Origin of the sequence: Rhodopseudomonas sp. G2_2311, assembly GCF_047501505.1 — a bacterium.
Taxonomy (GTDB): Bacteria; Pseudomonadota; Alphaproteobacteria; order Rhizobiales; family Xanthobacteraceae; genus Rhodopseudomonas; species Rhodopseudomonas palustris_H.
Genome location: NZ_JAZDRK010000022.1, coordinates 59,868 through 73,955, shown reverse-complemented (window position 1 = coordinate 73,955; position 14,088 = coordinate 59,868). Strand labels below are relative to the sequence as shown.

The following is a 14,088-nucleotide window of genomic DNA, read 5'->3' as shown; positions in this document are numbered from 1 at the left end:
GACGCGAGCACAGAGCTCGTGGCCCCCCACCCCCGACCCCTCCCCGCAAGGGGGAGGGGAGCGAGAGGCGTTCGAACTAGAACTTCACCTGCGGCACCTGCTCGACCTGGGTGCGGGTCTCGCCGAGGTCGAAGTAGTCCTTGTGGGTGAAGCCGAGCGGGGCGGCGAACAGCGCGGCGGGCATCTGCTGGATGCCGGTGTTATACTCCTGCACGGCGTTGTTGAAGAACCGGCGGCTCGCCGCGATCTTGTTCTCGATGTCGCTGAGTTCGCCCTGCAGCTGCTGGAAATTGGCGTTGGCCTTGAGGTCCGGATAGGCCTCGCCGAGCGCGATCAGCCGGCCGAGCGAGGCGGTCAGCGCGTTCTCGGCCGCGGCCATCTGGCCGGGGCCCTGCGCCGAGATCGCGGCGTTGCGCGCCTTGACGACGTCTTCGAGCGTCGAGCGTTCGTGCGCCGCATAGCCCTTCACGGTCTCGACCAGGTTCGGAATCAGATCGTGCCGTTGCTTGAGCTGCACGTCGATGTCGGCAAACGCCTGCCCGACGCGCTGCCGCAGCGCCACCAGGCGGTTGTAGGTCACCAGCGCATACAGCGCGACCGCGACGACGATGCCGAGAAAAATCCACATATTGGCGGCTCCCATCCAACCAAGACCCTGAGCCTCAGCGTCCGAACGGCACGCGCGCGGCAGGGACCGCGCCACCCGCACGGCATCTGTTGGTCGCTGCTGTCGGGGCGAATGTTCAATCCACTCGGCGTTGCGCGCGACGGAGTGTGTCGACGTCAGCTACAACTCATGATCCATGTTTTCGTTGCAGATGCGCATCAGTGCGATGCGCAGCATCCTGCCGGCCGGCGAGTCGTCCAAACGTCATCCCGTTGTCAATTGCCGAACCTAGGAGTGCCCCAAGTTTGGGGGTGGGTCGATGTTGAAGTGGCGTGCCGGCGCGAGCTGGATGGTCTTTGCGTGTCTGGGTGTACTCTCTGTTTCGCTGCCGGCTGGCGCCGCTTCGTTCGACGTCTCCTCCGGGGCCACCGACACCACCGCCAAGACCGTCACCGGCACCGATACCGGCACCGTCGAGTCCGGCGGCACGCTGAACGTCAGCGGCACCGCCGTCACCTTCACCGGTCCTGCGGCCGGCGTGGTCATCAACAACTCGGGCACGATCTCCTCTAGCAATCGCGGCATCGATACCTCGGGTGCCAATCCGCCGCGCAACCTGACGCTGAACAATTTCGCCGGCGCGCTGATTTCGACGGTCGATGACGCTTTCCGGCTGAACACCTCGATCGGCAACGGCACGGTGGTGATCAACAACTCCGGCACCATCGTCTCCAACACCGGCCAGGTGTTCGACTTCGCCAGCAACAGCTCGGCGACCGGCACGGTGCAGATCAACAACAATGCCGGCGGCAACATCCGGGCGCTCGGTAACGACGCGATCCGGCCGGGCTCCGGCAGCACGACGATCAACAACAGCGGCCTCATCGATTCCACGGCCAGCAACAACCGCGGCATCAATCTCAGCGTCACCTCGCTTGGCACCGTCACCGCCTTCACGGTGATCAACAATGCCGGCGGCACCATCCAGTCGCAGGACGACGCGATCCGCGTTACCACCAATACCCCCAGCAATCCGGCCAATTTTATCACCACGGGCAGCTTCACCGTCGACAACGCCGGAACCATCACGTCGACCGGCACCGGCCAGGCGATCGATTTCAACGATCTGACCTCCGGCACTATCCAGATCATCAACCGCGCCACCGGCGTGATCCGCTCGACCTCGGCCGACGCGGTGCGGCCCGGCGAGGGCGCCACCGTCACCAATTACGGCCTGATCTATTCGGACGGTGCGGTCGGCAGCAGCAACGACGGCATCGACTTCCAGAGCCATTCGGGCACGGTGATCAACAAGTCCGGCGGCACCATCTCGGGCTTCCGCCACGGCATCACCACCGATGCCAATGTCACCGTCACCAACGAGGCCGGCGCCACCATCATCGGCCGCAACGGCTCCGGCGTCGGCTCCGACGGCACCGGCACAGTCGTCAACTACGGCCGCATCACCGGCGCCTATAACGGCAGCGGCACGGGCGACGGCGATGGCGTCGATGTCGATTTCGCCGCCACCGTCACCAATTACGGCATCATCGAAGGCGCCGGTGCGGGCGGTTACGATTCCGGCGGCCGGCTCAACAACAGCGAAGGCCTGTCGATCGGCGGCGGCACCATCATCAACTTCGGCACCATCTCGGGGGCGTCCTACGGCATCGTCGTCAACAACGATTCCAACCCCGACGGCAGCCGCAGCGGCGTTGCGGCGACCACGATCACCAACAATGCTGGCGCCACCATCATCGGCCAGAACGGCTTCGCGATCCGGCTGGAGAACAAGACCGGCACCGCCGCCGACAACGACACCATCGTCAATGCCGGCACCATCATCGGCAACGGCGCGATCCCCGATCCGAACGCCGTGGTGCTGCTGCAGAACGGCACGCCCGACACCGGCTCGGTCGGCACCCTCGATGGCGTCACCTACACCGGCACCGGCTCGGCGCGCTTCATCCGCGGCGATGGTTCGGCGATCCAGATGGGCGAGGGCAACGACGTCCTCACCAACTCCGGCACCATCATCGGCAACAACGGCCGTGCCGTGAACATGGAAGGCGGCAACGACACCGTCAACATTCTGCCGGGCTCGCGGATCGTCGGTCTGGTCAATGGCGGCGCCGGCACCGATACGCTGAACTACTACAAGGTCGGCCTGTCCGACGCCAAGCGGGCGCAGCTCACGGCTGGCCAGACCGTGAATATCGGCGGCACGCTGTACACCTCGTTCGAGGTGGCCAACGCCTTCGCGCCGTCGTTCTCGGCCTTCGCCAGCCCGTCGAAGCCCGGCAGTGCCGGCCCGGCCTGGCTGTTCGACAATCTCTCCAACAGCGTCGCGGCGAGCGCCGATGCGCAGACCATGATCGACCGCGTGGCGAGCGCGGCCGATGTCGGCGCGGCGCTGGCTCAGCTTTCGCCGGCTTCGTATCAGGCGCTCGGCCGGATGACGCTGGCCTCGGTGTCGCAGACCGGCACGCTGATCGATCAGCGGATGATGCAGACCAGGTTCGGCGGCGGCAGCGATCTCGGCGGCGCCGGCGCGGCGCTGGCGATGGCCGATGCGGGCCTGTTCGGCACCTCCGGCTCGCCGATGGAACGGACGCTGGCCTCGCTCGGCGCCTGGAACATGCGCGATGCGCTCACCGCCTCCGGCTGGGGCGCCAATGCAGATGCGCTGGCCTATGCGCCGATCACCAAGGCGCCGCCGCTGCGTGCGGCGGTCGATCCGGGCTTCGGCGTGTTCGTCGGCTCCAGCCTCAGCAGTTCGCGCGAAGGCGCGCGTCCCGACGTCAGCGCGACCCGCTCGACCACCGCCAGCGTCGTCGCCGGCGCCGACTGGCGCGTCTCCGACCGCTGGGTGGTCGGCGCGTTCGGCGGCTACGCGCTGACCAGCGGCGATCTGGATTCGCTCGGCAGCACCACCAAGATCACCAGCCGCAGCATCGGCGGCTATGGCAGCTACCGGGCGCCGGCGTGGTACGCCAACCTCCTCGGCTTCTATGGCTGGGACGGCTACGACAACCGCCGCGTCGCGCTCGGCAGCGCCAACAGCTCACGGTTCGACGGCAATCATTACACGGTGCGCGGCGCGATCGGCACCGACCTGCGGATGTTCGGCGGCTTCGTGGTCACGCCGGAACTGAGCCTGCAATACACTCGCATGGCCACCGATGCGTTCACCGAATCCGGCAGCATCAGCGCGCTGAGCGTTGCGGCCGACCGTGCCGAGTCGCTGCGATCCGGCGCCAGCCTGCGGATCGCGCACGATCTGCAAACGAGCAACGGTGTGCTGACGCCGGAACTGCGGCTGGCCTGGCTGCACGAATTCCGCGACGGCGTGCGCGGCATCGACGCCAACTTCGTCGAGCCGACGCTGCCGGGCGTGTTCACCACCTTCACCGGCCAGGGCATCCGCGACCGCGGCGTGTTCGGCACCGGCGTTACCGGCCGGCTCGGGCAGGCGACGTTGGTATCGATCGGTTACGATGCGATCGTCGGCAGCAGCGACTCCGTCACCCACCTGGTCACCGGCAAGGTCAAGGTCGCGTTCTGATCAGTCGGCCTGGGCTTCGAGCGTGTCGCCCCACGCCAGCCGCCGGAACCGCGCATAGGCCGGCTTGTCGCGCCGGGCGGCGACGGCGAGCTCGAGCTTGCCGGCGGGCGTGCAGAGTTTGGCGGTGATCGCCGCCTTGGTCTGCTCGGGCTGCGCCAGCACGCGCGCCGGCCGCTCCGGCAATGCAGCGCGCATCAGCGCCACGTAGCTGAACTTCTCGTCTTCGAACGGGACGTCGGCGGCCTTGAGCTGCAGATGCAGCTTCGAGCGCGGCAGCCGCTGCACGAAGTGGCACCAGTCCGGCGCGGCCACCGGGCAGGCGGCGTCGTGCGGGCACGGCGCGATCACGCGGGCGCCTTGGGCGATCAGCCGGTCGCGCAGGGCGAGGATGCGCTGGTAGCCGGCGGGCGTGCCGGGCTCGATCACCAGCAGCGTATCGGTGGTGTTGCGCCACAGCGCGTCGGCGAATGCGGCGCGCGCCGCGTCGCCGAGTTCGTTGATGACGTAGCTGGCGATCACCAGCGCCGCCTCCGGCGCATCGGCCAGCGCCTTGCCGGCGTCGCCGAGCCGGTAGTCGATCGCGGGCAAACGAGTCGCTTCGGCGAGGTGCAGCGCCAGCTTGCGCAGCGCCGGATTGGCGTCGAGCAGGGTGAAGCGCTGCAGCGTCTCGAATGCTTGAGCCGCGGCCCAGCTCGCGGTGCCGGGCCCGGCGCCGACGTCGAGCAGCGTGGCCGGGGAGAAGTCAGGTCGGATGGCAGTTAGCGCGTTGAGACAGGCGATCACCGCCGCGTAGGTCGCCGGCATCCGCGCGCCCGCGTAGGCCAGCGCGTCGGCTTCGCTGGTGATCGGCGCCGAGGTGCCGCCGCCGCGATAGGTCAGCGAAATCCGCTCCGCCCGCACCGCCGCATCGGCACGCGCCAGGCCGTGCAGCTTCTGCTCCAGCGCGGCTTTGAGGTCTGCGGGGAGGGATGGGGGGATCAACAGCTCCCCCTTCGCCGGATGACACCGCGTCTCGCCGGCAGCGCAGGAGTACAACTGCTCGATGTGTCGCCGCTCATTGGTACGTCATGCGCGGGCTTGACCCGCGCATCCATCAGCGCGCGCAGCGCGCAGCACGAAGATGATCTGCGAACAAGATAGATCGCCGGGTCAAGCCCGGCGATGACGGATCCGTTGATCCTTCTGCCCCGCGTCACTGCCTTGGCGCGAGCGCGGCTCACGCCACGTTCTGATCCAGAATGTCCACCGCGCCCTGGAGGTCGACGGAGACCAGCTGGGAGACGCCGCGTTCGGCCATGGTGACGCCGAACAGGCGGTTCATGCGGGCCATGGTGATCGGGTTGTGGGTGATGGTGATGAACCGCGTTTCCGTGGTCTTCGCCATGTCGGTGAGCAGGTCGCAGAACCGTTCGACGTTGTGGTCGTCGAGCGGCGCGTCGACTTCGTCCAGCACGCAGATCGGCGACGGGTTGGTCAAGAACACCGCGAAGATCAGCGCCATCGCGGTCAGCGCCTGCTCGCCGCCCGAGAGCAGCGACAGCGACTGCGGCTTCTTGCCCGGCGGCTTGGCGATGATGTCGAGACCGGCTTCGAGCGGATCGTCGCTTTCGATCAGCTTCAGCTCGGCCTCGCCGCCGCCGAACAGCGTGGTGAACAGCCGCTTGAAGTGACCGTTGACGACGTCGAACGAGGCGAGCAGCCGCTCGCGGGCTTCCTTGTTCAGGCTCTGGATGCCGGTGCGCAGCTTCTTGATCGCTTCGACCAGGTCGTCGCGCTCGGCCGCCAGCGTGCCGTGCTGGGTCTCGACCTCGTTGAGTTCTTCCTCGGCGCGCAGGTTGACGGCGCCGAGCCGCTCACGGTCGCGGCGCAGCTTGTCCAGGCTCTCTTCGATCTCGGCGAGCGGCGGCAGTTCGGTGCCCTCGACGATTTCGGCGAGCTGAGCGGCAGCCTGCGGCTCGACCTCGAGCATATCGCGGATTTCGCGCTCAACGTCTTCGAGCCGGCGGCGGGCCGCTTCCATCCGCTCCTCGGCGCGGGCGCAGGCTTCGCGGGCGCTGGAGAGCTGTTCGAGCGAGGTCTTCGCCAGGCGGTCGGTCTCGCTCATCGCCTGCTCGGCGGCGGCCAGCGCATCGGCGGCGGCGCGGCGATCGGCCTCGGCGAATTCGATTTCGGTGATCACCGCGCTGCGCTTCTCGGCGAACACTTCCGGCGCGTTGTCGAGTTCGGCGCGTTCGGCGGTGAGTTCGGCGACGCGCTCTTCCACCGTGGCGATCTGCGACGCCGCGCCGGCCTTGCGCTTCTGCCAGTCCATCCGCTCCGCGGCGATCGCCTGCAGCCGCTTGTCGGCGAGCTCGGCTTCGCGCGCCAGCGCCTGGGCTTCGGCGCGGATCTGCGCGGCGATGCGGCGGCGGCCGTCGATGTCGCCGCGCACCGCGGCGAGACGGGCTTCGGCCTCGGTGTTCGGCTCCAGCTCGGCGATCTGCGCCTCGGCATTCTCCAGCGCGGCTTCGGCCTCGGCGCGGTCGGTGGCGAGGCGCGACTGCGCTTCGGCCAGCGCCGACTTGCGCGCGGCGTGGCGGTTGACCTCGCGCTCGGCGGCGGAGAAGCGCTCGCGTGCGGCGTCGACCTCGCGGCGGGCGCCGCGCAGGCTCTCGCGCGAGGCGGTCTCGGCGGCGGCCGCCATCTTCAAATCGGCTTCGGCGCTCTCCAGCGCCTGGCGCTTGGCGGCGGCGTCGATCCGGGCCTGTTCGAGTTCGTTCTCGATGTCGGTCAGCCGGGCGCGTTCGGCGAGACGGCGGGCGGCGCCGGTCGGTGCATGGGCCGAGGCGACGAAACCGTCCCAGCGCCAGACGTCGCCGTCGAGCGACACCAGCCGCTGGCCGGTCTTGAGCTGTTCGCACAGCTCATTGCCGCGTTCCTTGGTGACGACACCGATCTGGGCGAGACGGCGCGCCAGCTCCGGCGGCGCGGTGACATGCTGCGCCAGCGCCTCGACGCCTTCGGGCAGCGCCGGGTCTTCCGGCTGCACGCCGACATCGGTCCAGCGCATCGGCGCCGAGGGATCGACCGGAGCGTCGAGATCGTCGCCGAGCACGGCGCCGATGGCTTTTTCATAGCCCTTGGCGACGGTGATGCCGTCGATGATCGGCGGCCACAGATTCTTGGTCTCGCCGTTGAGGATCTTGCTGATCGTCTTGGCTTCGGTCTCGAGCCGCTGCACCTTCTTATCAGCTTCGACCAGCGGCGCCCGCGAGCCGTCCAGCGTCTGCCGCGCGGCGGTCTGTGCGGCTTCGGCCGCCTGCACCGCGGCTTCCTGCTCGGCCAGCAGCTCCTGGGCGATCTCGACCGCTTCGGCGAGTTCGGTCAGGTCGCCGGCGCCGGAGGTCTCGGCGGAGAGCCGGTCGATCTCGCTCTCGACGTTCTTGATCTCGATATCGAGCCGCGCCAGCCGGTCGCGATGGGTGCGGACGCTCTGCTCGAACTGATTGCGCCGCGCGGTCAGCTCGGCGAGCTGGGTGGTGAGTTCGGCGAACAGCTGCTCGGCTTCGCTCAGCGAGGCATCGGCCTCGGCGACGCGCTCGTCGACACCGCTGCGCTTCTCGACCCGCTCCAGGATCTCCTCGCGCAGCTCGACGTCTTCGGTGTCGAGCCGTTCCAGCGCGGCGTCGGCATCGATCGCCAGCCGCTGCTCGCGTTCGACGTCGGAAGAAAACTGCGCCAGCCGCCGCTCCAGTTCGACCACGCGCTCCTTGGCGCGGACCTCTTCGCGGTCGAGCTGTTCGCGGGCGTTGATCAGCCGCTGCAGGCCGGCGGCGGCGCGGGCTTCGGCCTCGCGCAGGCTCGGCAAAATCGAGGCGCGGTCGGCCTGGATGCGCGAGGCTTCGGCCTGCACGCGGGTGCATTCGGCGAGCTGGCGCACGCCGAGATCATGCACCTCGGCGGCGGCGCCCACCTCGGCCTGCGCGTCGCGCCAGCGCATATGATACAGCATCGCCTCGGTCTTGCGGACCTTGGCGGCGACCTCGCGGAACCGGATCGCCTGGCGCGCCTGCTTCTTCAGGCCGTCGACCTGGGTGGAGAGCTGGCCGATCACGTCCTCGACGCGGGTCAGGTTGGTTTCGGCCGCCTTCAGCCGCAGTTCGGCTTCGTGGCGGCGGGCGTGCAGACCGGCGACACCGGCGGCGTCTTCCAGCACGCGGCGGCGCTGCTCGGGCTTCGCCTGGATGATTTCACCGATCTTGCCCTGGTGGACCAGCGCCGGCGACCGGGCGCCCGTGGCGGCGTCGGCGAACAGCAGCTGCACGTCGCGGGCGCGAACTTCGCGGCCGTTGATGCGATACACCGAGCCGGCCTCGCGCTCGATCCGGCGCGAGATGTCCAGGGTGTCGGCATCGTTCAGCGCCGCCGGCGCGGTGCGATCGGAATTGTCGATCGACATTACCACTTCGGCGTGGTTGCGCGCCGGACGGTTGCCCGAGCCAGCGAAGATCACCGCGTCCATGTCGGTGGCGCGCAGCGATTTGTGCGAGGTTTCGCCCATCGCCCAGCGCAGCGCTTCCACCAGATTGGACTTGCCGCAGCCGTTCGGCCCGACCACGCCGGTCAGACCCGGCTCGATCATGAAGTCGGTGGGCTCGACGAACGACTTGAAGCCGTGGAGGCGGAGACGCGTGAGTTTCATCTGGTCCGATGCTCTATGGGCCGCAGGTTCCCGCGGCTGTAGCGAATCTCTCAAGCCGGACAATACCATAGGTTGTCCCGCCCGGTCGCAACTCGCTCGCAGCCGGCAGCAGCGTTAGCCGGCGACAATGGCGGCCGATTAAGGCAGGAGCAACCACGCCAGCGGGCTTTTCCACGGCGGGATTCGCCGAAAAAGCGCGATAAATCTGGGGATTTCGGAGTGGCGCCGACGGTGTCGGTCGCAACCAGCTATTGCCCATTCTCTGAAAGGCTTGCTGACGCAACGTTCCTCATTCCGGATTGCGCGCCGTTGCGCGCAAGTCCGGAATCCATAAGCCGTGAGGTCGCGGTTGCGATGATCTGCCGAACGTAACTTCGATCGATCAGCAGCGCAGGGGATATGGAATCCCGGCTCGCGCGGAGCCTGTCATCGGGCCGGCCGAAGGCCGGACCCGGTGGCGCGCCCCGAAATGACCAACGAGAGGGGATTTATCCTGTCATCCGCGGGCTCGACCCGCGGATCTATCGCGCGTCAGCGCGCTAACTGGAAGGCCGTCTTGCGAAGGAGATTGATTGCCGGGTCAAGCTCGGCAATGACGGTGGTGAAGGGATCGCGCGCAGTGTTGGCACAAGGCAGAGAACGCCGTCGCCTCAGCTCTTCTTCGCCAGCAGGGCGTCGATGCGCTTGGCGAATTCGTCGAACGAGTTCTCGCCGCGCAGCATTTCGCCGTTGATGAAGAAGGTCGGGGTGGCGTTCACCTTCAGCACTTCGTTGGCGTACTTCTGGTCGGCGGCGATCTTGTCGAGCAGCTTCTGGTCCTTCAGGCAGGCTTCGACCTCTTCGCCCGACAGGCCGGCCTGCTTGCCGATGCGCTTGAGCTGTTCGGTGGTGTCTTTCAGCACCCACTCGGTCTGGCTCTTGAACAGCACGTCGGTGACCGCGAAGTACTTGGCGGAATCCTCCTTGGCGATGCAGCGCGACAGCATCGAGCCGGCGGCGGCCTTGATGTCGAGCGGGAATTCCCGGAACACGTAGCGGATCTTGCCGGTGTCGATGTAGGCCTTCTTGATCTGCGGATAGACCTGCTCGTTGAACGCGGCGCAGTGCGAGCAGGTCAGCGAGGCGTATTCGGTGACGGTGACGGCGGCATCCTTCGGGCCGAGCGCCATGTCGGGCAGCGACATCGGCTTGGCGACATCGGCGGCCGCCGCGGCTTCCTTGCTCTGGGCGAAGGCCGAATCGATCAGCCGGAACGGCGAGACGCCGGCGACGGCGAATACGCCGGTCAGCGACAAGGCGGCGGTAAAAGTGCGGCGCGTGATCATCGGCAAACAGCTCCAGTTCGGCGGGACACGCCGCGGACAACGACACGTCAGCGGCGCTTCCAGCCGCACGACCTTGGGATTGTCGCTAGCTTGAAACAACAATTGTGGCAATGCCGGGCCTGAACACCGCCAAAACCGCCGGCGTCACTTCCGCTTGATCGTCGCGCCGAGCCGCGCCAGCGCGTCGCGCAGCTCCTGATCGGCGACCTGGTCGAGCGTCGCGGCGACGCGGGCGACCGCCGCCGGATCGGGACCGGGCGGCACGGTCTTGCGCGGCCGGCGCGACAGCGGCGCCTGACGCAGCGCGATCCGCCCGACCGCATTCCAGCCGAGGAAGCGGTTGACCCGCTCCAGGATCAGGTCGGAAGAATGCTGGATCTCCAGCGCCATCGGGCCTTCGACCCGCAGCACCAGCGTCGCCGGTTCCACCGGCTGGCCGTCGACCGGCCGCGGCCACTGCATCTTCAGCGGCTCGGAATGCGCGGCGATCTGAGGCCCGGCGATTGCGGACCAGCGCGTCACCAGTTCGCGCGCCGCAAAGCCCTGCTTGGCGAACGCTTCGGACAGCGTTGCGCCCAACAGGCCGGACAGTGGCTTGGCGGTGATCGGGCCGGGCTTGCTCATGCAGGGACGCTTTGCGACGATACCGCTCATGAGTCTAGCAGGCGCGGCGCCGCGGCGGAAACAATCCCCGGTCATCACAGCAGAGCACGACCCGGCAGACGCTTCATTGCGCGCGCGGCCCGCCGCGCTGCTCGCCTGGTACGACCGGCATCGCCGCAGCCTGCCGTGGCGGGCGCCGCCCGGCGCGACCGCCGATCCCTACGCGGTGTGGCTGTCGGAGATCATGCTGCAGCAGACCACGGTGCGGGCGGTCGGGCCGTATTTCGATAAGTTCATGGCGCGGTGGCCGACGGTGACGGCGCTGGGCGAAGCCTCACTTGACGACGTGCTGAAGATGTGGGCCGGTCTCGGCTACTACTCGCGCGCCCGCAATCTGCACGCCTGCGCGGTGGCGGTGACGCGCCAGCATGGCGGACGCTTTCCCGATACGGAGGAGGGGCTGCGGGCTCTGCCGGGCGTCGGGCCCTACACTGCGGCCGCCATCGCGGCGATCGCGTTCAGCCGCCGGACGATGCCGGTCGACGGCAATATCGAGCGGGTGGTGTCGCGGCTATATGCGGTCGAGGACGAACTGCCGAAGGCCAAGCCGCGCATCAAGGCGCTGGCCGAGACGCTGCTCGGCCCGTCGCGCGCCGGCGACAGCGCCCAGGCGCTGATGGATCTCGGCGCCACCATCTGCACGCCGAAAAAGCCGGCCTGTGCGCTGTGCCCGCTGATGGAAGGCTGTGTCGCGCGGCTGCGCGGCGATGCCGAGAGCTTCCCGCGCAAGGCGCCGAAGAAGACCGGGGCGCTGCGCCGCGGCGCCGCCTTCGTGGTGATCCGCGGCGACCAGGTGCTGGTCCGCAGCCGCCCCGCCAAGGGCCTGCTCGGCGGCATGACCGAGGTGCCGAATTCCGACTGGCTGGCCGATCAGGACGAGACCGAAGCCAAGGCCCAGGCCCCCGCGCTGAAGGGCGTCACTCGCTGGCACCGCAAAGCCGGCGTCGTCAGCCACGTCTTCACGCACTTCCCGCTGGAGCTGACCGTGTATGTGGCGCATGCCTCGGCCGCGACCCGGGCCCCCGCCGGCATGCGCTGGGCGCAGATCTCGACGCTGTCGGACGAGGCTTTGCCCAATCTGATGCGCAAGGTGATCGCCCACGGCCTCGGCGATTAAGGCATCAAGATACCGGTTATCGTTGTCAGACGCCTCGGAAACGGTATCTGGATGGTGCGTACATCAATAATATGAACTTTAGTAATTCACCTTTGGTGGAATAAACCCATTCGCAACAGTTCTGCGAATAACGAGCAGGCGCAAATGAGTTCCATCGAGGTCATCTATGCGCCACGTCACGCCCAGCGGACGGGAGGCCTTCTTCCCAGCTTCTGAATTGATCGTCTCCAAGACGGACACCAAAGGGCGGCTGACTTACGCCAACCGCCTGTTCTGCGATGTCGCCGGCTACAGCGAGGCGGAGCTGATCGGCCAGCCGCACAACGTCATCCGCCATCCCGATATGCCGCGCGCGGTGTTCAAGCTGCTGTGGGACGCCGTGCAGCAGGGCCGCGAAATCTTCGCCTATGTGAAGAACATGACGCGCAACGGCGACCACTATTGGGTGTTCGCGCACGTCACGCCGTCGTTCGACGGCACGGGGCGGATCGTCGGCTATCACTCCAACCGGCGTGCGCCGGATCGCGGCGTGCTCGAAGGCGCGATCATCCCGCTCTACGCCGAAATCCTCCGCACCGAGCGCAGCCACCGCAACGCCAAAGAGGCGCTCGCCGCCGGCTCTCGCGCCCTGTCCGATTTCGTCGCTTCCCAGAAGGCCTCCTATGACGAACTTATGTTCTCTCTCAAGAGCGCGGCTTAACGTCGCCGGATTGATCGTCGCCGCGGGCGCGGCGGTGGTGTGCGGCGTGTTCGAGTACTACGTCGCCGCGATGGCGATCCAAGGCGTCGTCATGGCGTTTGCCGGGCTGGCGCTGTTCCGCATCAGCCAGACGCGGCGGCTGCTCGGCGAAGCCAGCGACGTCTGCCGCCGCATCGCCGATGGCGATTTCGAAGCACGAATTCTCGGCATTCCGGATGACGGCCGCACCGGTACGCTGCTGCGCGCCATCAACGACATGATCGACGATTGCGACGCCTTCGTTCGCGAGGCGACCGCGGCGATGACCGCGATGCATCACAACAAGTACTTCCGCCGCATCCTGCCGGGGGGCCTTCACGGTGCGCTGCTGCACGGCGCCGGCGCCATCAATACGGCCGCCGCAAACATCGAGCGGCGGATCAAGAGCTTCGAAGGCCGCACCGCGGAGCTGGAGGCGACCACGAGCGCGATCGTCACCGCGCTCGACCAAGGCTCGGCCGAAATGAAAGACACTGCCGGCACGCTGACGGTCGGCGCGTCCTCGGCACGCGAACAGCTGGCTTCGGTCGCGGCTGCGTCAGAACAGGCCGCGGCCAATATGCAGTCGGTCGCCTCGGCGACGTCGGAGCTGACGTCGAGCGCCAGCGGCGTACGTGCCGAGATCGATCGCTCCGCCGAGATCGTCGCGCGGGCGGTGAGTAGCGTCGGCGAAGCCACCGGCAATGTCGATGCGCTGAAGCAGGTCGCCAACAACATCGGCGAGATGGTCAAGGCGATCGAAGCGATCGCCAGCCAGACCAACCTGCTTGCGCTCAACGCCACGATCGAAGCGGCGCGCGCCGGCGATGCCGGCCGCGGCTTCGCCGTGGTGGCGCACGAGGTCAAGGCGTTGGCGTCGCAGACCGCGCAGTTCACCGGCGAGATCGAAGCGCAGGTCGGCCAGGTTCACGGCGCCGCCGGCGCGGTCAGCAGCTCGATCGGCGAGATCGGCACTGTCATCGCTGAGATCGACAGCATCACTCGTCAAGTCGCCGGTGCGGCAGGCGCGCAGTCGCAGTCGACCGCCGAGATCGCCCGCAATATCGATGAGGCGTTCGCGGTGGTGCGTGAGATCTCCGAAACCATTCACGTGCTCGCCGGCAATGCCGAAGACAACGAACGCGCGGCGGCGTCGACGATGACGACCTCGGCGCAGCTGTCGTCGCAATCGGAGCAGCTTGCTCAGCAGATCAACGGCTATCTCGGCCAGGTCCGCAAGGAACTGGTGGAACAACGAGCCGCATGACCTCAGCGAGGCCGGCGAACTGATCGTCGGGCTCGCCGGGTTCCATCGAGAGGCTTCGTACGAATACGTGTTTGGCCCAACGGCGTGACGTGAGGCGTAGGCTTTAAGACAAAGTCAAACCCCTGAACTTACCTAAAACAGAGGC

The 14,088-nt window shown here is 67.6% G+C and carries 9 protein-coding genes; 4 read left to right on the top strand and 5 right to left on the bottom strand.

The genetic code is table 11. From position 1 onward, the window contains the following. Nucleotides 1–76: 76 nt before the first annotated feature. Complete coding sequence (locus VRZ08_RS21755; protein ID WP_414533873.1) at nucleotides 77–628, bottom strand: LemA family protein; 552 nt, start codon at nucleotides 626–628, stop codon at nucleotides 77–79. Between the two features lie 298 nt (nucleotides 629–926). Between VRZ08_RS21755 and VRZ08_RS21750 the strand changes: the two genes are divergently transcribed. After that, nucleotides 927–4,172, top strand: a complete 3,246-nt coding sequence (locus VRZ08_RS21750; RefSeq protein ID WP_414533872.1) for an autotransporter domain-containing protein — start codon at nucleotides 927–929, stop codon at nucleotides 4,170–4,172. Here the strand turns inward: VRZ08_RS21750 and VRZ08_RS21745 are convergent, their stop codons facing one another. The 4 genes from VRZ08_RS21745 to VRZ08_RS21730 form a co-directional block, all read right to left on the bottom strand. Then, the gene (locus VRZ08_RS21745) at nucleotides 4,173–5,153 is read right to left on the bottom strand and encodes a small ribosomal subunit Rsm22 family protein (RefSeq protein ID WP_414533871.1); all 981 of its coding nucleotides are present in this window, start codon (nucleotides 5,151–5,153) and stop codon (nucleotides 4,173–4,175) included. It lies immediately after the preceding gene. A 235-nt stretch (nucleotides 5,154–5,388) separates the two neighbouring features. Further along, nucleotides 5,389–8,853: a chromosome segregation protein SMC gene (gene smc / locus VRZ08_RS21740; RefSeq protein WP_414533870.1), complete on the bottom strand. Its 3,465-nt coding sequence runs from the start codon at nucleotides 8,851–8,853 to the stop codon at nucleotides 5,389–5,391. A 650-nt stretch (nucleotides 8,854–9,503) separates the two neighbouring features. Then, nucleotides 9,504–10,178, bottom strand: coding sequence for a DsbA family protein (locus tag VRZ08_RS21735; RefSeq protein ID WP_107356997.1), 675 nt, complete (start codon nucleotides 10,176–10,178; stop codon nucleotides 9,504–9,506). A gap of 144 nt (nucleotides 10,179–10,322) precedes the next feature. Continuing rightward, on the bottom strand, nucleotides 10,323–10,802 hold the full coding sequence (locus tag VRZ08_RS21730; protein WP_414533869.1) for a DUF721 domain-containing protein: 480 nt from the start codon (nucleotides 10,800–10,802) through the stop codon (nucleotides 10,323–10,325). A 28-nt stretch (nucleotides 10,803–10,830) separates the two neighbouring features. Between VRZ08_RS21730 and mutY the strand changes: the two genes are divergently transcribed. The 3 genes from mutY (at nucleotide 10,831) to VRZ08_RS21715 (ending at nucleotide 13,943) form a co-directional block, all read left to right on the top strand. Continuing rightward, a complete protein-coding gene (gene mutY, locus VRZ08_RS21725) occupies nucleotides 10,831–11,958 on the top strand; it encodes an A/G-specific adenine glycosylase (protein WP_414533868.1) in 1,128 nt (375 codons plus the stop codon). Between the two features lie 166 nt (nucleotides 11,959–12,124). Then, nucleotides 12,125–12,658 (top strand): PAS domain-containing protein, encoded by a 534-nt coding sequence (locus tag VRZ08_RS21720; RefSeq protein WP_107346053.1) that lies wholly within the window; start codon nucleotides 12,125–12,127, stop codon nucleotides 12,656–12,658. A 10-nt stretch (nucleotides 12,659–12,668) separates the two neighbouring features. After that, nucleotides 12,669–13,943 carry a methyl-accepting chemotaxis protein gene (locus tag VRZ08_RS21715; RefSeq protein ID WP_414533867.1) on the top strand — a complete coding sequence of 425 codons (1,275 nt, stop codon included), beginning with the start codon at nucleotides 12,669–12,671 and terminating at the stop codon, nucleotides 13,941–13,943. Nucleotides 13,944–14,088 lie beyond the last annotated feature (145 nt).